This is a genomic window from Azospirillum sp. ST 5-10 (assembly GCF_051225715.1).
Classification (GTDB): Bacteria; Pseudomonadota; Alphaproteobacteria; order Azospirillales; family Azospirillaceae; genus Azospirillum.
Genome location: NZ_JBPJSP010000003.1, coordinates 62,237 through 86,567 on the forward strand (window position 1 = coordinate 62,237; position 24,331 = coordinate 86,567).

The window sequence follows — 24,331 nt, forward strand, 5'->3', positions numbered from 1 at the left end:
TCCGCCATGTCACCGGCTTCCGACGTCCACCGTCCGCCGCGCTTCCTCAAGGCCGTCTACGTCTACGAGGTGCCGGTGCGGCTGTGGCACTGGATCAACGCGCTGTCCATCACCGTGCTGGCCGTCACCGGCTACTTCATCGCCAGCCCGCCGCCCAGCGTGCCGGGCGAGGCCAGCGCCAACTTCCTCATGGGCTACATCCGCTTCGTCCACTTCGCCGCGGCCTACGTCTTCGCCGTCGGCTTCGTCGGCCGGCTCTACTGGGCGCTGGTGGGCAACCACCACGCCCGCCAGCTCTTCCGCTTCCCCTTCTGGAACCGCCACTGGTGGCGGGAGGTGTGGCTGGAGGCGCGCTGGTACCTGTTCCTGGAACGCCGGCCCAAGCTCTACGTCGGCCACAACCCGCTGGCCCAGCTCGCCATGTTCTGGTGCATCGCCGTCGGCAGCGCCTTCATGATCGTCACCGGCTTCGCCCTCTACAGCGAGGGGGCGGGCCGGGGGAGCTGGCAGGACGCGCTGTTCGGCTGGGTCATCCCGCTGTTCGGCCAGAGCCAGGACGTCCACACCTGGCACCATCTCGGCATGTGGGCGATCGTGCTGTTCGTGATGGTCCACGTCTACGCCGCGGTGCGCGAGGACATCATGTCCCGCCAGTCCATCATCTCCACCATGATCAGCGGCGTGCGCACCTTCAAGGACGCCGAGGCCCCGGCCGACGACGAGGACCACGCCACGGCGCCCCGCATCACCGTCGACGAGACGGCGCGGGCCGGCGGGACGGTGCCGGAACGGGTGGGGTGAGCGAGGCCGTCGCGGCGGTCCCCCACCCAACCCTCCCCCACTGACGCGGGGGAGGGCTCATCTCCTCCCCCCGCGCAGTGGGGGGAGGCCGGGTGGGGGGACCGCCGCGACCTCCCCGCGACTGGCAACCAACCTGCCATTCTGGCAAGCTCGTTGCCGTTCCGCTGCAATGCTGATGTCCACAATTGCTTGCGGACTCAGCGAACTCCCATAACGAACCCAGCGTTTCCAACGCCTTGCCGGACCCGACCCGTTTGGCACGGCGCTTGTAAGAAGCAGACCCACCGGCAAGGGGAAGGACGGCATGGCAGGCGACGACCGCATTCTGGTGCTCGGCATCGGCAACATCCTGTGGGCCGACGAGGGCTTCGGCGTCCGCGCGGTGGAGCGGCTCGGCGACGGCTGGTCGCTGCCGGAGCGGGTGACGCTGCTCGACGGCGGCACGCAGGGGCTCTACCTGCTGCCCTACCTGGAGGCGGCGGACGCCCTGATCGTGCTGGACGCCATCGACTACGGGCTGGAGCCGGGCACCCTGCGGGTGTTCCGCGGCGGCGACGTGCCGGCCTTCCTCGGCGCCAAGAAGATGAGCCTGCACCAGACCGGCTTCCAGGAGGTGCTGGCCACCGCGGCCCTGCTGGGCCGCTGCCCGGAGCGGCTGGTCCTGATCGGCGTGCAGCCGCAGACGCTGGAGGACTACGGCGGCGGCCTGACCGCGCCGGTGGCGGCGCAGGTCGGCCCGGCGGTCGAGCTGGTGCTGAGCCTGCTGGCGGCGGAGTTCGCCGTCGCGGCGACGCCGCGCCCGGCGCCGTCGGCGGCGGCGGCCGACCCGGTGGCCCGCGACGCCTACGAGGGCGGCCGGCCGAGCGCCGAGGAGGCCTGCCGCATCGGCGACGCCCGCGTGCTCGCGGCGCTGGCCGGGTGAGGCCGGCGATGTGCATCGGCATCCCCCGGCGCCTCGGCGCCGTCGACGGCATCGTCGGCCGCTGCGAGGACGGCACCGTCCTCGACCTGTCGCTGCTGCCCGAGGCGCGGCCCGGCGACTGGGTGCTGGGCTTCCTCGGCACCGCCCGGCGCGCCCTCGACGAGGCGGAGGCCCGCCTCATCGGCGAGGCGCTCGACGCCGTCGCCGCCGCCATGCACGGCGAGGTCCGCGGCTTCGCCGACCTGGCGGACCGCGAACCCGCCCTTCCCCCCCACCTCGAGGCGGCCCGCGCCGCCGGACGTTCGGAGGCCTGACGTGACCCCTCCCCTTCCCCCCGCGGTCGAACGGCTGGTCCGCGAGCGCGGCTACCCGCTGCTGGACGGCGGGGCCGAGCCGTGGCGCCACGACGACGCCCCCTGGATCGTCTTCCTGCCCGGCCACGGCAAGGGCAGCGGCGAAACCGCCGACATCGCCGTCATCCTGCCGGAACTGGTCGCCGCCGCCCCGCGCCGCGTCCGCGCCGCGGTCGCCGACGCGGCGGCGGAGCGGGCGCTGGTCGAGCGCGCCGGCGGCCTCGGCCTGCCGGCCCTGATGATCCTGCGCGGCGACGCCGTGCTGGGCAGCATCCCCCGCGTGCGCGACTGGAGCGACTACCGCGCCCGCATCGCCGCCATCGTCCAGTGAGAGCCGCCATGAGCACGACCGCCGCGATCCACGGCCTGATCCGTCCCCCCGTCGGCTTCGGCCCCGGCAGCCAGGGCGAGGCGGGCGAGGAGGGCCTCGCCTACCTGCCCATGCCCTCGGGCATGCGCACCTACGAGCCGCACATCCCCACCCTCGCCGACGCCGCGGCGCGGGCGGTGCTGGCCGCGATGCGGGAGGCGCTCGCCGGCTGGCGGGACGGCGAGGAGCTGCGGGTGCCGCTGGACGGAGCCGACGCGGCGACGCTGGCGGCGCTCGACGAGGCGCTGGGCGAGGGCGAGGTGTCGGTGCTGGTCGAGGGCCGGGACTCCCGCATCGAGATCCAGGAGGCCACGCTCGCCGGCGTGTGGCGCGTGCGCGCCGTCGACGCCGCGGCGGCGCCGCGCCACGCCCTGCTGATCGGCGCCTTCCCCCGCGTCGCCGTCAACCGCGCCTTCGCTGCCGGCCCCGCCGGCCCCGCCGCCATCCCGGCGGAAGGGCTGATGAACGCCCTGCCGGTGCTGGCCGAGCTGCTGGACCGCAGCGCCGCGTGGCGGCCGGGGGCGCCCGCCCACGCCGTCAACTTCAGCCTGCTGCCGCACACGCCGGAGGACCTTGCCTTCCTGGAGGCGCGGCTGGGCCGCGGCGCCACCACCATCCTGTCGCGCGGCTACGGCAACTGCCGGGTCACCGCCACGGCGACGCCGCACCTGTGGTGGGTGCGCTACTACAACTCGGTCGACACGCTGATCCTCGACACGGTGGAGGTGGCCGACGTGCCGGCCGTCGTCCGCGCCGCCCCCGAGGACATCGCCGACAGCGCCGAGCGCCTGGCCGACATCCTGGCGGCGCTGGAGTGAGGAGCCGCCCATGAGCACCGCGACCGTCCGCTTCGAAGGCTCCTACCTCGGCGACGCCTCGCGCATCGCCGCCACGGCGCGCATGGAATGCAAGATCTGCTGGCACGTCTACGACCCGGCGCAGGGCTGCGAGGTGTGGCAGGTGCCGCCCGGCACCCCCTTCGCCGCCCTGCCGGCGGAGTGGCGCTGCCCGGTCTGCGACGGCGAGCGCCACCAGTTCATGACGCTCGACCCCGGCCATCCCGCCGCCGGCGCCCCGGCCCCGCCGCCCGCCGCCGCGCCGTCGGCGCCGGTGCCGGTCCAGGCGCCGGGCATCCGGCTGGAGGCGGCGTTCCGCGAGATCCACCTCGCGCAGATGCGTGGCGTGCCCATCGTCAACGAGGCGCTGGCGGTCAAGGCGGTGGGGTTCCGCCGGTGGGACGGGCGCTGGCTGGGGGCGCTGGTGACGCCGTGGTTCCTCAACCTCGTCCTGCTGCCCGGCGACGGCGACGACTGGTCCGGCCTGACGGCGGGGACCAAGGAGCTGGTGGCGTTCCCCTCCGGCCTCTACGAGTTCGTCCACGCCGTGCGGCCGGAGGTCGGCCCCTACAAGGCCTGCTCCCTGTTCTCGCCGATGTTCGAGTTCCGGACCATGCTCCAGGCCACCGAGACCGCGGCGGCGGCGCTGGTCGCCCTGTTCGACCCGGCGGTGCGCGAGGACGCCCCGCCGGCACCTCCGCAAAAAGAGGCGCAGGGGGAGCCGCAGGGGGAGGCGAAGACGGAGCCGACGGCCGGTCCGGTCCGGCCGTCGCGGCGCAGCCTGCTGCTGGGCGGCCGGACGGAGACGGCACCCCATGCATGAGATGGCGCTGTGCGAGAGCCTGCTGCAGGCCATGGAGGAGGCGGCGCGCGCCAACGCCTTCACCCGCGTGCGCCGGGTGCGGCTGGAGATCGGCCGCTTCGCCGGGGTCGAGGTCGAGGCGCTGCGCTTCGGCTTCGACGTGGTGACCCGCGGCAGCCTCGCCGACGGGGCGGAGCTGGTGGTGCTGGAGACGCCGGGGCAGGCCTGGTGCTTCGCCTGCGAGGAGACGGTGCCGCTGGACCACCGCCTCGCCCCCTGCCCGCGCTGCGGCGGCGAACGGCTGCTGGCCAACGGCGGCACCGACATGACGATCAAGGACCTGGAGGTGGAGTGATGGACACGGTGTGCGGTAGCTCGGGCGTCACGGGCCACCGGCGCGGCCGGCGGGCGGAGGGGTGAGCGCCATGGCGCCCCCGACCCGCCCGGCGATCCTGGTGGTCGACGACGAGCCGCGTTCGGTGGAGGTGATCGCCCGCCTGCTGGACGAGGAGTTCGACGTGCACACCGCGCTCAGCGCCGCCGACGCCCTGCGCGTCCTGGAGAGCGAGCCGGTCCAGGTCGTCTTCTCCGACCAGCGCATGCCGGAGACGAGCGGTGTCGCGTTCCTGACCCGCGTGCGCGAGCGCTGGCCCGACGTCATCCGCGTCGTCATCACCGGCTACATCGACCCCGAGGACATCATCGCCGCCATCAACACCGCCGGCATCCACCAGTTCATCACCAAGCCCTGGCACCCCGAACACCTGCTGCTGACCGCGCGCAACGGGGCGCGCCTCTACCAGCTCCAGCGCGAGCACGAGCGGCTGTCGCTGGAGCTGAAGACCCTGCCCCCGGTGGTCGAGAGCCGCCTCGCCGCGCGGCGCGAGCGGGTGCGCGCCCATTACGACTTCGACGCCATGGTGCGCGCCCCCGGCAGCCCGCTCGACGCCGTCTGCCGCAAGGCGGCGCAGGTCGCGGCCTTCAACGTGCCGGTGCTGATCCTCGGCGAGACCGGGACGGGCAAGGAGCTGCTGGCCCGCGGCGTCCATTACGGCAGCCCGCGCGCCGACCGCCCCTTCTTCGCCGAGAACTGCGCCGCCATCCCCGACGAGCTGCTGGAGAGCGAGCTGTTCGGCCACCGCAAGGGCGCCTTCACCGGCGCCTACAGCCACCGCACCGGCCTGCTGGAGCAGGCCGACGGCGGCACGGTGCTGCTGGACGAGATCGGCGACATCTCCCCCGCCTTCCAGGTCAAGCTGCTGCGCTTCCTCCAGGAGGGGGAGATCCGCCCGGTCGGCGCCAACGAGACGCGGGCGGTCGACGTGCGCGTGATCGCCGCCACCCACCGCGACCTGCTGGCCGAAGTGCGGGCCGGCCGCTTCCGCGAGGACCTCTACTACCGCCTCAGCACCATGGTGCTGACCATGCCGGCCCTGCGCGAGCGCCCGGCCGACGTCCCCGTGCTGGCCCGCCACCTGCTGGAGCGGCTCGGCAACGTCCACGGCAAGCCGCTGAAGGGCTTCGCCCCCGACGCGCTGGCCTGCCTCGCCGCCTACGACTGGCCCGGCAACGTGCGCGAACTGCAGAACGAGATCATGCGCATGATCGTGCTGTGCGAGGGCGACACGCTGGACGCCGCGCTGCTGTCCGAGCGCGTGCTGCGCGGGGCCGCGGCCAACGCCACCGAGCGCCGCTCCCGCACCGGCGACGGCGGCCCCCTCCGGGAGGCGCTGGCCGAGGGCGGGCCGCTCAAGGCGCGCATCGAGCGGATCGAGGCCGGCATCCTGCTGGAGACCCTGGTGCGCTGCCGCTGGAACAAGAGCCGCGCCGCCGACGAGCTGGGCCTGTCCCGCATGGGCCTGCGGGCGAAGCTGGAACGCTACGGCATCGAACGCACCGGCACGGAGCGGACGCATTGAAGACGGTATCCCTCCCCCGGCTCCGCCGGGGGAGGGAGGGACCCGCGCCAGCGGGAGGGTGGGGGCTCGGTGTCGCCGGAGGCGCAGGCCACCCGCCCCGCGCAGCATGGGGGGTTCGGCATTCTCGCAAAACCTTGCCCCCACCCGGCGCCTTCGGCGCCACCCTCCCCCGCTAGGAGCGAGGGAGGGTCACCATCAAGGGAGGACCCCAACCCATGTGCCTGGGCATTCCCGGCCGCATCGTCGCCATCGCCGACGCCGACGCCATGCTGGCGACGGTGGACGTCTCCGGCGTGCGGCGGGCGGTCGACGTGCAGTGCGTGGCCGAGCCGGGGCGGCCGCTCGCCGCGCTGGTCGGGCGCTGGACGCTCGTCCACGTCGGCTTCGCCATGAGCCTGATCGACGAGGCGGAGGCGGCGGCGACCCTGGCCGTGCTCGCCGCCATCGGCGAGGCCGACGCCGAGATCGCCGCCATCCGCGCCTCGGCCGAAACGGGAGCCGCGCCATGAACCAGATCGCCCCCTTCCACGACCGCGACACCGGCCGCCGCCTGCTCGACCGCATCGCCGCGACGCTCGACCGCCTCGGCGCCGACGCCGACCGCCCGCTGCGCCTGATGGAGGTGTGCGGCGGCCACACCCACGCCATCTTCCGCCACGGGCTGGCCGGGGTGGTGCCGCCCGGCGTGGAGTTCCTGCACGGACCGGGCTGCCCGGTGTGCGTCCTGCCGATGGGCCGCATCGACGACTGCATCGCCATCGCCGAGGACCCGCGGGTCATCTTCACCACCTTCGGCGACGCCATGCGCGTCCCCGGCTCGCGCAAGACGCTGCTGCAGGCCAAGGCCGACGGCGCCGACGTCCGCATGGTCTATTCGCCGCTCGACGCGCTGGCGCTGGCGCGCCGCCACCCCGAACGCGAGGTGGTGTTCTTCGGCCTCGGCTTCGAGACCACCATGCCCGCGACGGCGCTCACGGTGCTGCGGGCCGAGCGCGAGGGGATCGCCAACTTCTCGCTGTTCTGCAACCACATCACCGTCGTGCCGACGATCAAGGCGGTGCTCGACAGCCCGGGCATGCTGGTGGACGGCTTCATCGGGCCGGGCCACGTCAGCATGGTGATCGGCCTCAGCCCCTACCGCTTCATCGCCGAACGCTACCGCCGCCCCCTGGTGGTCGCCGGGTTCGAGCCGCTCGACGTGCTGCAGGCGGTGTGGATGCTGCTGGAGCAGATCGGGCGCGGCAGCGCCGCCATCGAGAACCAGTACGCCCGCGTCGTGCCCGAGGACGGCAACCCGGCGGCGCTGGACGCCATCGCCGCCGTGTTCGAGCCGCGCGCGTCCTTCGAGTGGCGGGGGCTCGGCAGCATCGACGAGTCCGGCGTGCGCGTCCGCGAGCGCTACGCCCGCTTCGACGCGGAGCGGCGCTTCGCCGTGCGCGGCGCCACCGTCGTCGACCCGGCGGCCTGCCAGTGCGGCGCGGTGCTGAAGGGCACCCTCAAGCCCTGGCAGTGCACCCTGTTCGGCACGGCCTGCACGCCGGAGACGCCGGTCGGCGCGCTGATGGTGTCGTCGGAGGGGGCGTGCGCCGCCTACCGCCAGTACGGCGGCCTGCGGGGGGCCGCATGAGCGCCCGGCGGACCGTGTCGGTCCCCACGGTGACGCTGGCCCACGGCGGCGGCGGCAGCGCCATGCGCGACCTGGTGGAGGACGTCTTCGTCGGCGCCTTCGCCGCCGCGGGCGCCGGGGCCGGGGCCGCGCCGCTGGAGGACCAGGCGCGCCTGCCCCTCGCCGACCTCGCGGTGCACGGCGACCGGCTGGCCTTCACCACCGACAGCTTCGTCGTCGATCCCCTGTTCTTTCCCGGCGGCGACATCGGCCGGCTGGCGGTGTGCGGCACCGTCAACGACCTCGCCGTCGGCGGGGCGGTGCCGCTGGCGCTGTCCTGCGCCGTCGTCATCGAGGAGGGGCTGCCGGTCGACACCCTGCGCCGCGTCGCCGCGTCGATCGCCGCCACGGCGCGCGAGGCCGGGGTGCGGGTGGTGACCGGCGACACCAAGGTCGTCGCCCGCGGCGCCTGCGACAAGCTGTTCATCACCACCAGCGGCATCGGCGCGATCCGCCCCGGCCTCGACCTCGGCATCGGCCGGGCGCGGCCGGGCGACCGGGTGCTGGTCAGCGGCCGGCTCGGCGACCACGGCGCGGCGATCCTGGCGGCGCGGGGCGACCTGGCGCTGTCGGTGCCGGTCGGCAGCGACTGCGCGCCGCTGAACGGCCTGCTCGCCGCCCTGCTCGACGCCGCCCCCGGCACGCGCCTCGTCCGCGACGCCACCCGCGGCGGCCTCGCCGCCGTGCTGAACGAGCTGGCCGAGGCCTCCGCCGTCGGCGTGCGGGTCGCCGAGGAGGCCGTGCCGGTGCGCCCCGAGGTGCGCGGCCTGTGCGACCTCCTCGGCCTCGACCCGCTCTATCTCGGCAACGAGGGCGTCGCCGTCGCCGTGCTGCCGCCCGCGGAGGCGGACGCTGCCCTGGCCGCCCTGCGCGCCCATCCCCTGGGCGAAGCCGCCGCCCTGATCGGCACCGTCACCGAGGACCCGCGCCACCGCGTGCTGATGGACACGCCCTTCGGCGGCGCCCGCCTGATCGACCTGCTCGTCGGCGACCCGCTGCCGCGCATCTGCTGACCCCGACAACATCCCCCCGAGGACACCCGCCATGAAGACCCGCACCCTGCTGACCGCCGCCGCCCTCGCCCTGCTCGCCACGCCGGCGCTCGCCCATCCCGGCCATCTCTCCGGCGCCGGCTTCGCCGACGGCGCCGCCCACCCGCTGAACGGGATCGACCATCTGCTGGCGATGGTGACGGTCGGCCTGTGCGCCGCCCTGATCGGCGGCCGCGCCCTGTGGACGGTGCCGGCGGCCTTCGTCGGCGCGATGCTGGCGGGCGGCGCCCTCGGGATGGCGGGCATCGGGCTGCCCCTGGTCGAGCCGATGATCTACGCCTCGGTGGTGGTCCTGGCGCTGCTCTGCGTCCTGCCGCTGGGCCGCTCGGCGACGGTCACGGCGGCGCTCGCCGCCTGGTTCGGCCTGTTCCACGGCCACGCCCACGGTGCCGAGATGCCGGAGGGCGCCGCGGCGCTGGGCTACGCGCTGGGCTTCGTGCTGGCGACCGCCGCCCTGCACGGCGCCGGTCTCGCCGCCGGCCTCGGCCTGCGCCGCCTGTTCCCGCGCGCCCTCGGCCGCCCGGCGGCGTCGGACGGCCGATGATCGACGTCGTCGTCGCCGACAAGAGCCCGCTGGTGACGCGGGCCCTGGTCCGCCTGTTCGAGGAGGACGAGCGCTTCAACCTGCTCGCCACCGCCCAGGACGGGGAACGGTTCCTCGACGCCTGCGCCCGCTTCTCCTTCGCCGTCGGCGTCATCGGCTGGGAGATGCCCCACCGCGACGGCCGTGCGGTGCTGGAGCGGCTGCGCCACGCCGCGCAGCGGCCGCGCGTGGTCGTCCACACCGGCACCGCCGACCCGTCGGTGGTGCGCGCCGCGCTGGCGCTCGGCGCCGCCGGCTTCTGCAGCAAGGCGGACCCGCCGGAGCGGCTGCTCGACGTCTGCGCGGCGGCCGCGGCGGGGCGCATGGCCTTTCCCTTCGTCGACCTGTCGAAGCCGTCGGGCGATCCGCGCGACCAGCTCACCGCGCGCGAGCGCGGCCTGCTCGATACGCTGGCCAGCGGCCGCACCAACGCCCAACTCGCCCGCGACCTCGGCATCTCCGTGCACACCGTGAAGTTCCACCTGAAGAACCTCTACGACAAGCTCCAGGTCGCCAACCGCGCGCAGGCGGTGGCGCTGGCCCTGTCGGGCCGGCGCCGCCCCCTCGACGGACGCCCCGGCGCCGGCTGAGACGGTCGCGCCCCGCGGTCCGCCGGACGCGGCGCACGGTCTTGTCTCGGCGGACCCGGGGGGCTAGGCTGCGTCGGGCGAGCGGACTTCGCAACGACGGCGCGCGGGAGACACCCGACCATGGCGACCCGACCGATCCGCGGGATCATCCCCCCGGTCCCGACCATCGTCGACGATCAGGGACGGCTGGACCGCCCCGGCATGGCGGCGCTCATCGACCGCGTCGTCGCCTCGGGGGTGGACGGCATGCTCATCCTCGGCAGCGGCGGCGAGTTCTGCCACATGCCGGCGGCACTCCGCAAGGAGGTGGCCGAGTTCGCCGTGTCGCACACGGCGGGCCGCCTGCCCATCCTGCTCGGCATCGGCGCGCCCGGCACCGGCGAGGTCGTCGACTTCGGCCGGCACGCGCAGTCCCTCGGCGTCGCCGGCGTGCTGGTGGTCAATCCGTTCTACGCCAAGCTCAGCCGCGACGGCCTGTTCCGGCACTACGCGACGGTCGCCGAGGCCCTCGACGTGCCGGTCTTCCTCTACAACTTTCCCGCCCTCACCGGCCAGGAGCTGGAGGTCGGGCTGGTGCGCGACCTGGCGCTCGCCTTCGACACCATCGCCGGCATCAAGGACACGGTCGACACGCTCGGCCACACGCGGCAGGTGATCCTCGACGTCAAGGCCCGGCGTCCCGACTTCCTGGTCTATTCCGGCTACGACGAGTATCTGCTCGACGTGCTCGTCCTCGGCGGCGACGGCGGCATCCCCGCCTCGGCCAACTTCGCGCCGGAGATCGCCTGCGGCCTCTACCGGGCGTTCCAGGAGCGCGACCTCGAACGCATCGTCGCGCTGCAGCGCCGGCTGGCGACGCTCAGCGCCCTCTACACCCTGGACACGCCGTTCTTCGGCCTGGTCAAGGAAGCCATCCGCCTCACCGGCTCGGCCGTCTCGACCGCCGTCCTGCCGCCGGCGCTGGTGCCGTCGGCGGAGACCAAGGCGGAGCTGGTCGCGGTGCTGCAACGGGCCGGGGTCGCGGTGACGGCCTGACGGTCCGACGCCGATCCGTCGGCGGACCTTCCACCGGAACCCGCGTCCTCAGCCGTCGCCCGCCAGCGCGTAGCCCACGCCGCGCACGGTGACGATCGGCGCCTCGCGCCCGCTGGCCTGGCGCATCTTGCGGCGCAGGCGGGTCATCAGCGTGTCCACCGTGTGTTCGCTCACCGCGTCCGAAGCGCGGTTGCTGATGACGTCCAGCAGGTATTCGCGCGACACCGGCCGTGGCCGGAAGGCGGCCAGGGCGGCGAGGATGTTGAATTCCCCCGTGGTCAGCGGCAGGAACGCGCCGTCGGGACGGAACAGCTCGCGCCGCACGAGGTCGAGGGTCCAGCCGTCGAAGCGCAGCGGCGCGTCGCCCGGTCCGGCGCGGCGCAGGAGGTTGCGCACCCGCGCCACGAGTTCCCGCAGGTCGACGGGCTTGGTCACGTAGTCGTCGCCCACGCTCTCCAGCGCCTCGACCCGGTCGGCGGGCTCGTTGCGCGTCGTCACGAAGATCAGGGCGGCGCGGTCGCGCAGGCCCAGGCGGCGGGCCAGCTCGATCCCGTTGGCGTCGGGCAGGTTGATGTCCAGGAGGACGACGTCGGGCCGTTCGCGGGCGAGCAGGTCCTGCATCGCCGCACCGTCGGCCGCCTGCATCACGCGCAGTCCGGCCTCCTCCAGGCTGTGGGCGTACAGCAGCCGCAGTTCCACCGCGTCTTCCACCACGAGAACCGTCGCCGCCATCGCGTCCCGGACCGCTTCCCTGTCGTCCTCAAGAACGGCCGACCATACACGGGCCCCGTCGCTCCCGCCAGCGTGCGATTTTCCCTGAACAAACCGCCGGAAATGGGCGACAAGAGAGCGGATCGGTTGGCAGCAGCGATTGACCATGGCCGGAAGAAGATTCGCCCCACGAACCATCGTTCTTTGCCTCTTCTGCGTCGTGATGTACTACGCCGCGGCTCGACTGAGCGCCGACTTGGCGCGGGTGCCGGGGTCCAACTGGACGGCGATCTGGTTCAGCTCGGGCGTCGGCCTGCTGTGCGTCCGCGCGTTCGGGACGGCGGGACTGGTGTCCGTGGTGTCGGCATCGCTGCTGACGTCGATGATCTACTACGGCGTCCGCACCGGCCATCCCCTGCCGCTGGCCCTGGCCGCGTCGGCGACCACGGCGCTCCTCGACGTGACGCAGGTGTGGCTGGCGAACCGCGCCGTCCGGCGCTGGGACCTCCCCGAGCCGGGCGCCGGCGTTCCCTACGGCGGGCTCGTCGCCTACCTGGCGAACGTGTGCGTGCTGCCGCCGCTGGTGACCTGCACCCTGCTCGTCTTCAAGGACCCGCTGCTGGGCATCGGCCGCCCCAGCGCCGACGGCACGGCAACGGGCATCCTGACCACGCTCTTCGTCGTCGTCACCGGCAACGCCATCGGCCTGTTCCTGCTGGCACCGCTCACCGTGGTCTGGCGCCGCCGCCATACGCTGGCCGGGCGGTGGCGGGAGCTTGCCGTCCTGCTGGCGCTCGTGCCTCTGCCCATCCTCGCCTCGACCGTCACCATCCCCCACGTCGCCGTGCTGGCCATGGCCGTGGCCCTGCTGGCGGCGCTGCGGCACGGCCTTCCCGGCTCGGTGCTGGCGATGCTGGTGCTGACGCTCGCCGCGGTCGGCACGATGATGGCGCGCCAGGGTCCCTTCCCCGTCGACCGCCCGGACCTGGCGGTGTTCGGATTCGCGCTGGTGACCGTCGTGCTCGGCGTCGCGTTCCACGTCGTCGGCGGAGCGATGGACGAACTGGCGCACCAGCGCACGATGCTGGAACGCCTGGTCGCCACGCGCACCCGGGCGCTCGAGGTCAAGTCGGCGGAGCTGGCGGCGGCGGCCGACCGCAAGGCCGTGTTCCTCGCTTGGCTCAGCCACGAGGCGCGCACGCCGATGAACGCCGTCCTCGGCATGATCCGCCTGCTGCGCCGCGACGGGCCGGCCGGGGATTGGGACCAGCGGCTGGGAATCGCCGAGAACGCCGGGCGCCATCTCGTCCAGGTGCTCGACAACGTGCTGGAGCTGTCGCGCCTGGAAGCGGACCCGGCGGACCTGCGGCCGGAGCCGGCGGACCTCGCAAGGCTCGCCGGCGACGTCGTGGCGCTTCTCCAGCCCGAAGCCGGGGTCAGGGGACTGCGCCTGTCGCTGGTCCTCGGGGAGGGGGCGGACGCCGGGCACCGGGTCGATCCCCTGCGGGTCCGCCAGATCCTGTTCAACCTGGTCGGCAACGCCGTCAAGTTCACCCCGGCCGGACAGGTCCGCGTCCGTCTGCGCACCGAACCCCGGAACGGTGCCGCCGACCTCGTGGTGCTGGAGGTCGAGGACACCGGCCCCGGCGTGCCGCCGGCCCAGCGCGAGGCGATCTTCCAGCCCTACGCCCGCGCCGGCCGCAGCGGCTCCTCCGGTGCCGGCCTCGGCCTGGCGATCGTCCGGCAGATCGTCGAGGGCATGGGCGGACGGGTCGCCGTCGCCGCGGGGACGCTGGGCGGCGCCCTGTTCCGGGCGGAATTCCCGGCGGAGCGGACGCCGCTGGCCCCCGCGTCGGCCGGCGGCCCTGCCGCCCCGTCGCCGTCGCCGGCGCTCGACGTCCTGGTCGTCGACGACGCCGTGGAGAACCGGATGGTCGTGGACGGCTACCTCACGCCGGGCGGGCACCGCATCGTCCACGCCTCGAGCGGCGAGGAGGCCTTGCGGCTCATGGCCCGGCGCCGCTTCGACCTGGTGCTGATGGACATCCGTCTCGGCGGCATGGACGGGGTCGAGGTGACCCGCCGCATCCGCGCCATGGCCGATGTCGACGTCGCGCACACCCCCGTCGTCGCCCTGACCGCCAACGCCAATCCCGGCGACCGCGACGTCTACGCCGCCGCCGGCATGGACGAGGTGCTGACCAAGCCCGTCGATCCCCTGGCGCTCCAGGCGGTCGTCGCCCGCCACGCCCCGTCGAACGGCGTCGGCGTCGCCTGGTCGGCGCCGACCCCGGCGATGAGCGCGCTGTTCGCCGGGGTGGCCGCCGCCCTGGCGCGGGAACTGGCCGGCCTCGGCGACGGCGACCGCGGGCGGATGGCCGCCATCGCCCACCGCCTGCGGGGGTCCGCCGCCACCTACGGGCATGACGCGCTGGCGGCGGCGGCGGCGGCGCTGGAGGACGCCGCCCCAATGGCGGATCCGGCGGCCCTGGCCGAGGCCGCCGCCGCGGTGCGGCGGGAGCTCGCCGCCGTCGCCGGACGGGAGGACGCCGGCTGACGGCCGGCGCATCACCCCCCGGTCCCGAGAACGAGGATGTCGGCGGCGGCCAGCGTGCGCACGTCGAGGGTCGCGATGGCGACCGCCGCCCCGGCGCCGCTGCCGTCCGCGTCGAACGACAGAACGCCGCTGGCCGTGTCGAAGACGAACCAGTCGTCGGCGTCGCCCGGCCGGTCCAGCGCGAAATTGCCGACCGCCACGGCACCGGCCGGAAGGGCACCGAAATTCGGGCCGACGATGGCGACGCGATCCTCGCCCGCGGTGAAGTCCGCGATCACGTCCACCCCGGCGCCCGGCGCGCCGATGACGAACAGGTCCGCGCCCAGCCCGCCGTACAGGGTGTCCGTCCCGAGATTGCCGGCCAGGACGTCGTCGCCCTGGCCGCCGAACAGGACGTCGTCCCCCTGCCCGCCGAACAGGGTGTCGCCGCCGAGCTGGCCGTAGAGCACGTCGTCGTCCCGGTTGCCGTAGACGAGGTCGCCGTCCTGGCCGCCGAAGGCGGTGTCGCGGTCCTGGCCGCCGAACAGGGTGTCCGCTCCCTGGTTGCCGTACAGCGCGTCGTCCTGCTGGTTGCCGTAGAGGACGTCGGCGCCGACGCCGCCGGTGACGGTGTCGAAGCCGGTGTCCCCATAGAGCACGTCGTCACCGCCTTCGGAACCGACGACGTCGTCGCCGGCGCCGCCGTTCAAGGTGTCGTCGTCGGCTCCCAGCACCATGTACTGCCCGGCGGCGTCGCCCGTGACCATCTGCGAGCCCTCGCCGCCGACCACCCGCACCGCGCCCGCCACCACCGCGAAGCCGACCCGGTCCAGCTGCAGGACGGTGCCGGGGGGCAGGTTGCGCGCGTCGATGACGAGGGCGACCGAATCGCCGCCGCTTGCCGGACCGGCGATGACGATGGGCGCGTTCGGCGCTCCACCCGTGACCGTGGGCGTGACGGTGCGCACGGTCACCGCGGCCCCGCCGCTCCGCGTCGCCGTGTAGGCGGCGATGGCGGCGACGAAGGAGTCGCGCTCCGTTCCCTCGGGCACGATGGTGGAGACGGCTTCCGAGAGCGCGGCTCCCGCCGCGTCCGGCGATTGGGGATCCCGCGGCCCGCCGGCGCCCAGCGTCACGCCGGCCGGCACCGTCGCCGACATGCCGCCCTCCAGCGGCACCGTCTGCCCGCCTCCGGTCCCGGTCCCGCCGCCGCCGCCCGCGTCCCCGCCGCCACCGGTGCCGGGCGCCGGCCCGGTGTCGTCGTTGACGATGGTCGCGGCGGCCGTCGCGGTGTCGACGACGCCGGCGGACGGGTTGGACAGGGTGATGGTGAACGCCTCGTCCGCCTCCAGATCCAGGTCGTCGGCGACGGTGAGGGTGAACGTCTTCGCGGCCTCGCCGTCGGCGAAGACGAGGGTGCCGCCCAGCGCCGTGCCCGCGGCGAAGTCGCCGCCGTCGGCCGGGTGCGCGCCCGATCCGGCGATGGCGTAGTCGACCGACACCGTGCCCGCATGGTCGCGGGTCCGCGTCACCGTGACGGTGTAGGTGGCACCGCCGCCCTCACCCTCGACGCGGCTGGCGGGATCGACGGCGACGGCGAAGTGCGGCACCAGACCGGTCACCGTCAGCTCACCGTTGTCCACGGTGAAGGTGTCGGGCGTGAAGGTGCCGTCCAGGACCAGTGTGAAGTCGCTGCCGGGCGTGGAGTCGAAGCCGACGTGCAGCGTCGTCACCCCGCCGGCGTGGCTGATTTCGGCCTCCGATGCACCGACCGTGGCACCGTCCCCGTCGGCGATGCGGTCGACGCCGAGATGCAGCACGTCGCCGTTGTTGAGGTCGGTGATTCGCGACGTGCCGCCGGGCGGTCCGTAGTACGTGAAGGCGAAATGGTCGTTCCCGCTGCCGCCGGACAGCACCATGTCTCCCCGCCGGATCATGAACACGTCGTCCCCGGCACCGCCGTCCGCCGTGTCGTCGCCGTCGTACAGGTCGAGGACGTCGTTGCCCGCCCCGCCGATGATGGAGTCCGCCCCGGCGGTGGCGGAGACCCAGATGGCGCCGGTGGCCGACGAAGCGTCCAGCGCCAGGGAGGCGGCGTCGGCGAACGCGTACTCCACGGCATCGGCGGACCCGGTGATCCGATAGTCCTCGCCGCTGCCGCCGGTGATCGTCTCGAAGCCGACGACCCGGCCGAGATCGTGCGTGCCGGAGTCCAGGTACAGCGTGTCACCGCCGCTGCTGCCGGTGAGCGACACCGTCGCCAGGTCGATCCCCGCCGGGAGGTGGAAGGCGGTGTCACCGCCGTCGGCCAGGACGATGGCCTCGAACCCGGTCACCTCTCCGGTGAAGGGCGCGGCATCCAGGACCAGGGTGTCGGTTCCTTCGCCGCCGTCGATCGTCCCGGCGCCGTAGGACCCGTTGTAAGGGTCGGGGACGATGCGCACCGTGTCGTCCCCGTCACCGGCGGCCAGATGCGGCGTGTACGACACGGTGAACCGGTCGGCCCCGTCACTGCCCACGAACACCAGGGACTGGACGTTGACCGCGGCGGTCACATCCGTGGCCTCGGTGAGGGTCACCGCCTCCACGCTGCGGAGCCGGTTTTCGAGGCTGACGCTGCCGCCGCCGGTGACGACCAGCACGTCGGTACCGCTGCCACCATTGATGGTGGCACTGCCCAGGTCGGCGGCGCTGCCGGTGATGGTGTCGTCGAGCCCGGTGGTCGGGCCGGTGGCGGCGGTGTGCGTGTCGGGCGAGAGGACCGCGTTCGGCCCGGTGACCGTGACCGCCGAGCCGTGCGCCACCAGGGCACCGTCGTCCACGGCGAGCATCGCCGGATGGAACCGGCCCATGAGGTCGATGGTGACGTCGGCGCCGGCGATGCCGTCGGTGCCGATGTACAGCCGCGTGTTGGACCCGTCATAGGTGCCGAGCTGCACCTGGCCGCGGGTCAGCGTGTCTCCCGTTCCGGTTTCCGCAAGGATCTCGAAATCGGCAAGGCCGTCGACCTCGATCCGGTCGTCGGCAAACCGGACGGTGTCCAGGCCGTCGCCGTTGGCGGCGAAGCGGTAGACGTCGCGCCCGGCGTCGCCCTCCAGGGTGTCGTCGCCGGCTCCGCCGCGCAGGGTGTCATCCCCCCCGCCGGCCTGCAACCGGTCGTCGCCGTCGCCACCCCTCAGGGAGTCCGCGGCCTCCGCGCCCGAGACCCAGATGTCGCTTGCCGCGGCCGAGCCGTCGAACACGAGGCGCCCACCGCGGACTTCGACATAGAAGTCCGCGCCCGCCGTGCCGGCGCCGAGGACGATGGTGCGGTCGCCCGAATCGCCGCTGATGTTGCGGACGTTGGTCACGCCGGAAAAGTCGAAGTCGCCGCCGCCCTGGATCGAGAAGCTGGCGCCGCCGGCGTCGATGACGTCGCCGGCCAGCGCCGTCGCCGTGGTGACGATGCGGTCCTGTGCCAGGGCCGTGATCGTCTCCGGAGCGTCGGTCAGGGTGTAGGTGACCGGCCCCGGATCGTTGTCGAGGATGGTGGCGGTGGCCTTGTCGACGACGATCGTGCCGCCCACCGGCTGCGAGAGCATGAACTCGAAGGGCTTGGGCTCCTCGTGCCAGGGATCGTCGACCAGCCCGAACGTGAAGGTCTTCGTCGTCTCCCCGTCTTGGAAGTAGACGTAGTTCCCCAAGGGGGTGCCGGCTGTGAAGTCCTGCGATGTCGCCGCGCCGGGGATGAAGCTGTAGTACACGGAGGCGGAGCCGGTGAGATCACCGCTGCGCGTCACCGTGACGGTGAAGTGGTCGGAGCCGGCCACGCCTTCGGTCGGGGTCGCCGGATCGATGGCGATGGAGAAGCGGACACCCAGACCGGTGACCGTTACCCCCTCCGGCCCAGCCTGGAAATTGTCGAGGGTGTAGGTGCCGGACAGCACGACCGTCGCGTCCGGATTGGCCCCGAAACGCAGCGTCGTGTCCCGGCCGGAGGTGCCCACCACCAGCTCGCCGGCGCCCACGGGGCTGCCGTCGTCGGCGCGCACGGTGGCGACCGTCCCGCCGAGGATGCGGTCGCCGTTGCTGATGTCGCCGATGCGCAGGGTGCCGTTCCCGGCGAGGAGGAACGTATCGGCGCCGGCGCCGCCCGTCGCGACGACGCTGCCGCCGAGAAAGTGGACCTCGTCGTCGCCGGCACCGGCGGCGACGGTGTCGCCGTCGTCGGCGTCGATGGTGTCGGCGCCGCTGCCGCCCGTCACCCGGACGGCGGCACCGTCCGACGCGACGTCCAGCGGCCGCGCCGTCGCCGACCCGTCGAGGACGCCCCGGCCCGCGCCGCCGAAGGTGACGGTGAGCGGGACGGCCGCGAAGGCGGCGTCAGCGCCCAGGGTCAGCGTGACGTCCTGCCCGGTGGTCAGGATGCCGTCGAGACTCGTGGCGTGGCCGAGGTCGAAGGTCCCGTCGCCGTCGAGCACCAGGGCATCGACGCCGTCGCCGCCGGACAGCGCCGTCACGCCCGCCGCCTGTGCTGCGTCCAGGGTGAGCGCATGGTCGCTGCCGTCGGTGAGGATGATCGTCTCGAACCCGGTGGCGAACGGCGCGACCGTTCCGGCCACCACCAGCGTGTCGCTGCCGTCGCCGCCGTCGAAGGCGGCCGAGGTGCCGTCCCCTTCGGCGCGCACCGTGTCCGCGCCCGCGCCGGCGTCCAGGACCGCCGGCGCTCCGACGGTCAGGGCGTCGTCGCCGGCGCTGCCGGTGACGGAGGTCAGGCCGGCCATGCCGGCGGCCGAGACCGTTGCCGCCTGCGCCAGGACGAGCGCCTCGACGTTGGTGACGCGGGTTCCCAGATCGACCGCCCCGCCGCCGCTGACCACCAAGGTGTCGTTGCCGTCGCCGCCGTCGATGGTGGCGCTGCCCAGATCGGCGGCGCTGCCGGTGATGGTGTCGTCGAACGGGCTCGTGAAGGCGGCGGAGGACGACCAGTCCGGCGTGATCGCGGCGTCGGGCCCGGCCACGGTGATCGCCACGCCCTGCACCACCAGCCCGCCGTCGGCGACCCCCAGCCCCTGCGGCATGATTCCGCCGGCCAGATCGAGCACGAGGTCGGCCCCGGCGACGTCGTCGGTGCCGATGAAGACGCGCGTCCGGTCGGCCCCGGGGGTGGCGATCCGGACCTCGCCGCGACCGAGCGCGGCGCCGTCCCCCGTCTGCGCCAGCACCGTGAAGGTGTCCAGGCCGTCCACCTCCAGCCGGTCCCCGCGGTCGAGGTGGACCAGGTCGATCCCGTTGCCCGACGCCGCATAGCGGTAGACGTCGCGGCCGTCGCCACCGTCCAGGATGTCGTTGCCGTGGCCGCCGACGAGGGTGTCGTCCCCGGTCCCGCCGGAGACGATCAGGTTGCGCAGCGACGCCGACGCGTCGACGGTCATGGAGCCGTCGAGACCGCTGAAATCCAGGGTGGCGCCGTCGATGACCGTGGTGGCGCCGAGGCGGATCGTCGCCGGGGCGCCGTCGCTGCTGATGGTGTGGGCGTTGCTGACGCCGGCGAGGTCGAAGGTGCCCCCGCCCTGGAGCCGGAAGCGCCCGTGGTCCGCGTCGATGACATCGCCGGTCAGGGTCTGGGCCGTCGCGACGAAGACGTGGGCGACACTGCCGGTCAGCCGGTCCTCGCCCTCCGTCAGCGTCACCATGACCGGGGGAAGGTCGTCCTCGACGATCGTCCCGGAGGCCTGCGATCGGACGAAAACACCGCCGTACGGGTCGACGAGCGTGACCATGAAGGACCGGTCACCGTCGTTGTCCGCGTTGTCGGCGACGTACAGGGTGACGATTTCCTCGCTCTGCCCCGCGCTGAACCCCACCATGTTGAACAGCGTCGCGCCGCCCCCTTCAAAGTAGCCCAGGTCGGGAATGCGTACGCCGGAGAAGTTGTGCATTCCGGAAAGGTTGAACGTGACGCTGCCGGGTTGCGAGATGTCGCCGGCGCGCGAAAAGACCAGGGAGACGGTGTTGGTGGGGTCTCCCTCGATCCGCCGGTCGGGCGCGACCGACACCGAAAAGAGGGAATGCGTCCGAGCCATCGCCAGGCCGGTGGCCGTCGTGTCGAAGAAGGAGGCGTCGTACGTCCCGTCCAGCACGACGGTGCGGTTGGGCCCGCCGTCGGTGGCCCCGAAAAACAGCGTCGTCGTGCCGCCGTCCGCCCGGACCTCGACCTCCCCCGCCCCGACCGCGGAGCCGTCGCCGTTGCCGACCCACGTCAGGCCCGTCGCCAGGATCTGGTCGCCGACGGAGAAATCGGCGATCCGCGTCGTCCCCGACGGGCCGATGGCGAACCGGTCGGCCCCGGCGCCGCCCCGCAGCGTGTCGCCGGCGTCGCCGGTCAGCGTGTCGTCGCCGCTGCCGCCCACCAGAAGATCCGCCGCGCCGTCGGAGTCCATCACCAGGGCCTGCCGCGACCGCGAGCCGTCGACCGTGCTCCCCGTGTCCGTGGCGACGGCCACCGACAGCGGCGCCGCCGCCGGGTCGGCGTCGGACCCCAGGGTGACGGTCGCGGCGGCGCCGGTGACCTGCAGCCGCTCGATCCCGGTGGCGTGGCCGAGGTCGAAGGTGCCGCCGCCCGTCAGGGTCAGGGCGTCGAACCCGTCACCGCCGGAGAGGGCGGTGAGCGTCGCCGCCTGTTCCGCCGTCAGGGTGAGCGCATGATCGCCGCCGTCCTCCAGCGCGATCACCTCGAAACCGACCGGTGCCGCCGACAGCACCGACGCCGCCACCACCAGCCGGTCCGTCCCTTCGCCGCCGTCGAACGCGCCGGTGACGGTGCCGCCCTCCACGCGCACGGTGTCCGCCCCCCCACCGGCATCCAGCGCCACCAGCGGTCCCACCGTCAGCCCGTCGTCGCCGTCGCTTCCGGTGACCGTCTTCAGGCCGGCCATCCCGGTGGCCGTCACGGTCGTTGCCGCCGCCAGCTCCAGCGCCTCGACGCCGACGATCGCCGCGCCGAGGGTCAGGGTGCCGCCGCCGGCCACCACCAGCCGGTCCTCGCCGGTCGAGGCGTCGATGGCGGCGTCGGCCAGATCGCCGGCGCTGCCGGTGATCGTGTCGTCCGCGGCGGTCGTCGTGCCGGTGGCGGCCGTCCGCTCGGTGGGCGACACCACGGCACCCGGCCCGGTCACGGCGATGGCGACGCCCCTCGCCACCAGGCCGCCGTCCTCGACGGCGAGAAGGTCCGGCGTGATGGTGCCGGCCAGATCGATCATGATGTCGGCACCGGGGGAATCGTCGGTGCCGATGAAGAGCCGCGTGCGCGCGCCGTCGCTCACGCCCAGTTCCACCTCGCCGCGGGCGAGCGTCCCGCCGGTCCCGGTGTCGGACTTGAGGGTGAGCGCGCTCAGCCCGTCGACCTCCAGCCGATCGCCGCCGAAGACCAGCCGGTCGACCCCGTTGCCCGACGCCGCGTAGCGGTAGACGTCCCGCCCGCCGCCACCGTCCAGCGTGTCGTTGCCGGCCCCGCCGCGCAGGGTGTCGTCGCCCTCGCCGCCGGACAGGGTGTCCGCGCCGGCTCCGCCCGCCAGGGAGTCGGCCCCGGCTCCGGCCGTCACGGCCAGGGCGCCGGCGGCGGCCGTGCCGTCGAGCAGCAGCGGCCCGACGATGTCCACCACCTGCAACTCCGCCCCGTCCGCCACGGTGCCGTCGCCCAGCACGATGGTGCGGGCCGCACCGTCACCGCCGATGGAGCCGACGTTGGCCACGCCGGCGAAATCGAAGGTGCCGCCGCCCCGCAGCGAGAAGGCCCCGCCCCCGGCGTCGATGCTGTCGCCGGCGAGCGCCGCCGCCGTGGCGACGAAGACGTCCGCGGCGCCGCCGCTCAGCGTTTCGGCCGCGTCGGTCAGGGTGCGCGTGGTTCCCGCCGGGTCGTCGTCGGCGATGGTCGCGGTGGCCCGCGCGACGGCGATGACGGCGCCTGTCGGGGACAGCAGCTCGACCGCGAAGGTCTCGTCACCCTCGTGGCGGGTGTCGTCGGCCACCGCCAGGGTCACGGTCTTCGTCGCCTCGCCGTCGGCGAAGGTGATCGTTCCCGTGAGCGGCGCATCGGCGGCGAAATCGTCGCTGCCCGCGGCGTTGGCGCCGGTGGGGACGACACGGTAGGCGACGCTGGCGGCACCGGAGAGGTTCATGGCGCGCGTCACCGTCACGGTGAAGCGGTCGCCGCCGCTCTGCCCTTCCGTGGCCCGGGACGGCGCCACCGCGACCGAGACGCTGGGTGCAAGACCGGTCACGACGAAGGCGCTGCCGTCCCACACGAGGTTCTCGGCGCGGACAACGCCGGTAACCTCGACGGTGGCGTCGCCGCCGGGAATCGTGTCGATGCCGACGGACAGGCGGGTGATGCCGCCGTCGCTGCGGACCTCCACGGCGCCGGCCTCGACATCCAGGCCGTCACCGTCGCGCAGCGTCACGGCACCGAGCTGCAACCGGTCACCGTTCGCGAGATCGGTGATCCGGTACACGGAGTCGGCGAAGGAATCTTGCGGGGCGATCACGAAGGTGTCGTTGCCGCCGCCGCCCGTCAGGGTGTCGGAACCGTCGCCGCTGTTGAAGGTGTCGTCCCCGGCGCCGCCGACCAGGCGGTCCGCGCCGTCGTCGGTCAGCACCGTCATCGCTCCGGGGCTGGCGGATCCGTCGAAAACGACGGCCTCGTTCCCGGGATTCGTGGACTCGAAGTCGTAGGTGACGTGGCCGGCTCCGTTCACGCCGCCGGCCCCGACGACATAGCTGCCCCCCCGGCCCACGACCGTCTCCACCCCGGTCATCCCGGTGAGTTCGAGGGTGCCGCCGTTTTCGAACACGACCGTGTCGTTGCCGTCGCCGCCCGAGATCGTCCGGGTGCCGTCGAGAAAGCCGGTTTCGATGTCCACCCGGCGGTCGCCGCCGTCGGCGAGAACGATCGACTCGATGTCCTGCAGCGTTCCCGCGAACCGGTCGGTCTCGACCATCAGCGTGTCGGTGCCGGCGCCGCCCTTGAAGGTGCCGTCGACCACCCCCTCGTCGCCGGCACCGATCCAGGCGGGGCGGACCGCACGGATGGTATCGTCGCCGTCGCCCGCATCGAGCGTGCCGACGACGGCGAGCGCCACATCGTTGTTTCCGCTGCTGCCCTGGACGCTCATCAGTTCCGTGCCGCTGGCCAGCACGATGCCCGCGTCGTCCTCCAGCCGGATTCGCTCGACGCCGGTGAGGTTGCCGGTCAGGTCGGCGATGCCCGTGCCGGTCACCACCAGCTCGTCGTCACCTTCGCCGGCGTCGATGGTGGCGCTGTCGAGGAAGCCGGCATCGCCCGTGATGGTGTCATCGCCCGGTCCGGTGACGACGGTCTCGCCCGGCCCGGTGACGGTGACCGGGGCGCTCCTGAGCATCAGGCCACCACCGGCGGCCGTCAGCATGGCGGCCGGCAGATTGCCCTCGATGGCGATCTCGATGTCGGCTCCGGGCACCGTGTCGGTGCCGATGTAAAGCCTCGTTGCGGACCCGTCGTAGAAGCCGACCTGCACCTGCCCGGCCAGCAGGGTTCCCCCGGTCCCGGTGGCCTCCAGGATCGTGAAGGCGTCGATGCCGTCGACGACGATGCGGTCTTCGGTGTCGAGGATCACGGTGTCGACGCCGTTGCCGGAGGCGGCGTAGGCGATGACGTCGGCGCCGGGACCACCGTCGATGTAGTCGTCCCCGCCGCCGCCCCGCACCGTGTCGTTCCCTCCGACGGCGCTGATCTGGTCACCGCCGGCGCCACCGATGATGGAATCGTCCAACACGTTGCATTGCAGGAGGAGCGAGCCCCTCTGCATGGCCGATCCGTCCAGCGTCACCGCAACGGCGTTCATGAAGAGAAACCGGCCGGTCAGGCTCCCGTCCTGCGATGAGTTGGGGCCGAGGATGATCCCGATGCGGTCGGAGCCACTGTTCGCCAGCCAGATTTGCGAGAGGTTCGATACGGTCGTCAGGTCGAACGTCCCGGGCCCGACAAGTCGCACCTGGCCGCCTCCGGCGTTGATGACGTCGCCGGCGAGATTGGCCGCGGTGGTCACGAACGTGTCACCGGAACCGCCGGTCAGGGTTTCGGCGGCGCTGGTCAGCGTGTAGTCGGTCATGGGGAACTCCTGCTGGGCGAGGCAGGCG

17 protein-coding genes are annotated in these 24,331 nt (G+C 73.7%); 15 read left to right on the forward strand and 2 right to left on the reverse strand.

The genetic code is table 11. The features are described 5' to 3' along the window. Positions 1-6 precede the first annotated feature (6 nt). The 14 genes from cybH (at position 7) to ACSBPG_RS04690 (ending at position 10,929) form a co-directional block, all read left to right on the forward strand. Positions 7-801, forward strand: a complete 795-nt coding sequence (gene cybH / locus ACSBPG_RS04625) for a Ni/Fe-hydrogenase, b-type cytochrome subunit (protein WP_435535943.1) — start codon at positions 7-9, stop codon at positions 799-801. 304 nt (positions 802-1,105) lie between these two features. Further along, positions 1,106-1,723 carry a HyaD/HybD family hydrogenase maturation endopeptidase gene (locus tag ACSBPG_RS04630; RefSeq protein ID WP_435535944.1) on the forward strand — a complete coding sequence of 206 codons (618 nt, stop codon included), beginning with the start codon at positions 1,106-1,108 and terminating at the stop codon, positions 1,721-1,723. A gap of 8 nt (positions 1,724-1,731) precedes the next feature. Next, positions 1,732-2,037, forward strand: a complete 306-nt coding sequence (locus tag ACSBPG_RS04635; protein ID WP_435535945.1) for a HypC/HybG/HupF family hydrogenase formation chaperone — start codon at positions 1,732-1,734, stop codon at positions 2,035-2,037. 1 nt (position 2,038) lies between these two features. Beyond that, complete coding sequence (locus ACSBPG_RS04640) at positions 2,039-2,407, forward strand: hydrogenase (protein WP_435535946.1); 369 nt, start codon at positions 2,039-2,041, stop codon at positions 2,405-2,407. Positions 2,408-2,415: 8 nt separating this feature from the next. Then, positions 2,416-3,264 carry a hydrogenase expression/formation protein gene (locus ACSBPG_RS04645; protein WP_435535947.1) on the forward strand — a complete coding sequence of 283 codons (849 nt, stop codon included), beginning with the start codon at positions 2,416-2,418 and terminating at the stop codon, positions 3,262-3,264. Positions 3,265-3,274: 10 nt separating this feature from the next. After that, positions 3,275-4,105, forward strand: coding sequence for a [NiFe]-hydrogenase assembly chaperone HybE (gene hybE / locus ACSBPG_RS04650; protein ID WP_435535948.1), 831 nt, complete (start codon positions 3,275-3,277; stop codon positions 4,103-4,105). Next, positions 4,098-4,439, forward strand: a complete 342-nt coding sequence (gene hypA, locus ACSBPG_RS04655; RefSeq protein WP_435535949.1) for a hydrogenase maturation nickel metallochaperone HypA — start codon at positions 4,098-4,100, stop codon at positions 4,437-4,439. Before hybE ends, hypA begins: the two co-directional genes overlap by 8 nt. Before the next feature lie 70 nt (positions 4,440-4,509). Beyond that, positions 4,510-6,003 (forward strand): sigma-54-dependent transcriptional regulator, encoded by a 1,494-nt coding sequence (locus ACSBPG_RS04660; protein ID WP_435535950.1) that lies wholly within the window; start codon positions 4,510-4,512, stop codon positions 6,001-6,003. Between the two features lie 215 nt (positions 6,004-6,218). Then, the gene (gene hypC, locus ACSBPG_RS04665; protein ID WP_435535951.1) at positions 6,219-6,512 is read left to right on the forward strand and encodes a HypC/HybG/HupF family hydrogenase formation chaperone; all 294 of its coding nucleotides are present in this window, start codon (positions 6,219-6,221) and stop codon (positions 6,510-6,512) included. Further along, entirely contained in the window at positions 6,509-7,630 is a 1,122-nt protein-coding gene (gene hypD / locus ACSBPG_RS04670; protein ID WP_435535952.1) for a hydrogenase formation protein HypD, read from the forward strand. The genes hypC and hypD overlap by 4 nt, the downstream gene beginning before the upstream one ends. After that, positions 7,627-8,682: a hydrogenase expression/formation protein HypE gene (hypE, locus tag ACSBPG_RS04675; protein ID WP_435535953.1), complete on the forward strand. Its 1,056-nt coding sequence runs from the start codon at positions 7,627-7,629 to the stop codon at positions 8,680-8,682. The genes hypD and hypE overlap by 4 nt, the downstream gene beginning before the upstream one ends. 31 nt (positions 8,683-8,713) lie before the next feature. Continuing rightward, a complete protein-coding gene (locus ACSBPG_RS04680; protein WP_435535954.1) occupies positions 8,714-9,265 on the forward strand; it encodes a HupE/UreJ family protein in 552 nt (183 codons plus the stop codon). Next, complete coding sequence (locus tag ACSBPG_RS04685; RefSeq protein WP_435535955.1) at positions 9,262-9,894, forward strand: response regulator transcription factor; 633 nt, start codon at positions 9,262-9,264, stop codon at positions 9,892-9,894. Before ACSBPG_RS04680 ends, ACSBPG_RS04685 begins: the two co-directional genes overlap by 4 nt. Positions 9,895-10,014: 120 nt before the next feature. Further along, positions 10,015-10,929 carry a dihydrodipicolinate synthase family protein gene (locus ACSBPG_RS04690; protein ID WP_435535956.1) on the forward strand — a complete coding sequence of 305 codons (915 nt, stop codon included), beginning with the start codon at positions 10,015-10,017 and terminating at the stop codon, positions 10,927-10,929. 48 nt (positions 10,930-10,977) lie between these two features. Here the strand turns inward: ACSBPG_RS04690 and ACSBPG_RS04695 are convergent, their stop codons facing one another. Beyond that, entirely contained in the window at positions 10,978-11,661 is a 684-nt protein-coding gene (locus tag ACSBPG_RS04695) for a response regulator transcription factor (protein WP_435535957.1), read from the reverse strand. A gap of 145 nt (positions 11,662-11,806) precedes the next feature. On the opposite strand from ACSBPG_RS04695, the gene ACSBPG_RS04700 reads away from it, so the two are divergent. Beyond that, a complete protein-coding gene (locus tag ACSBPG_RS04700) occupies positions 11,807-14,197 on the forward strand; it encodes an ATP-binding protein (protein ID WP_435535958.1) in 2,391 nt (796 codons plus the stop codon). A gap of 11 nt (positions 14,198-14,208) precedes the next feature. Here the strand turns inward: ACSBPG_RS04700 and ACSBPG_RS04705 are convergent, their stop codons facing one another. Continuing rightward, positions 14,209-24,303: a Calx-beta domain-containing protein gene (locus ACSBPG_RS04705; RefSeq protein ID WP_435535959.1), complete on the reverse strand. Its 10,095-nt coding sequence runs from the start codon at positions 24,301-24,303 to the stop codon at positions 14,209-14,211. Positions 24,304-24,331 lie beyond the last annotated feature (28 nt).

Excerpts from the sequence above, each read along its gene's own strand:
- hypE (WP_435535953.1), top strand. The coding sequence starts at position 7,627 with ATGAGCGCCCGGCGGACCGTGTCGGTCCCCACGGTGACGCTGGCCCAC.
- ACSBPG_RS04700 (WP_435535958.1), top strand. The coding sequence starts at position 11,807 with ATGGCCGGAAGAAGATTCGCCCCACGAACCATCGTTCTTTGCCTCTTC.
- ACSBPG_RS04680 (WP_435535954.1), top strand. The coding sequence starts at position 8,714 with ATGAAGACCCGCACCCTGCTGACCGCCGCCGCCCTCGCCCTGCTCGCC.
- ACSBPG_RS04660 (WP_435535950.1), top strand. The coding sequence starts at position 4,510 with ATGGCGCCCCCGACCCGCCCGGCGATCCTGGTGGTCGACGACGAGCCG.
- ACSBPG_RS04685 (WP_435535955.1), top strand. The coding sequence starts at position 9,262 with ATGATCGACGTCGTCGTCGCCGACAAGAGCCCGCTGGTGACGCGGGCC.
- ACSBPG_RS04690 (WP_435535956.1), top strand. The coding sequence starts at position 10,015 with ATGGCGACCCGACCGATCCGCGGGATCATCCCCCCGGTCCCGACCATC.
- ACSBPG_RS04630 (WP_435535944.1), top strand. The coding sequence starts at position 1,106 with ATGGCAGGCGACGACCGCATTCTGGTGCTCGGCATCGGCAACATCCTG.
- hybE (WP_435535948.1), top strand. The coding sequence starts at position 3,275 with ATGAGCACCGCGACCGTCCGCTTCGAAGGCTCCTACCTCGGCGACGCC.
- ACSBPG_RS04705 (WP_435535959.1), bottom strand. The coding sequence starts at position 24,303 with ATGACCGACTACACGCTGACCAGCGCCGCCGAAACCCTGACCGGCGGT.
- ACSBPG_RS04635 (WP_435535945.1), top strand. The coding sequence starts at position 1,732 with ATGTGCATCGGCATCCCCCGGCGCCTCGGCGCCGTCGACGGCATCGTC.
- hypC (WP_435535951.1), top strand. The coding sequence starts at position 6,219 with ATGTGCCTGGGCATTCCCGGCCGCATCGTCGCCATCGCCGACGCCGAC.
- hypA (WP_435535949.1), top strand. The coding sequence starts at position 4,098 with ATGCATGAGATGGCGCTGTGCGAGAGCCTGCTGCAGGCCATGGAGGAG.
- ACSBPG_RS04645 (WP_435535947.1), top strand. The coding sequence starts at position 2,416 with ATGAGCACGACCGCCGCGATCCACGGCCTGATCCGTCCCCCCGTCGGC.
- ACSBPG_RS04695 (WP_435535957.1), bottom strand. The coding sequence starts at position 11,661 with ATGGCGGCGACGGTTCTCGTGGTGGAAGACGCGGTGGAACTGCGGCTG.
- cybH (WP_435535943.1), top strand. The coding sequence starts at position 7 with ATGTCACCGGCTTCCGACGTCCACCGTCCGCCGCGCTTCCTCAAGGCC.
- hypD (WP_435535952.1), top strand. The coding sequence starts at position 6,509 with ATGAACCAGATCGCCCCCTTCCACGACCGCGACACCGGCCGCCGCCTG.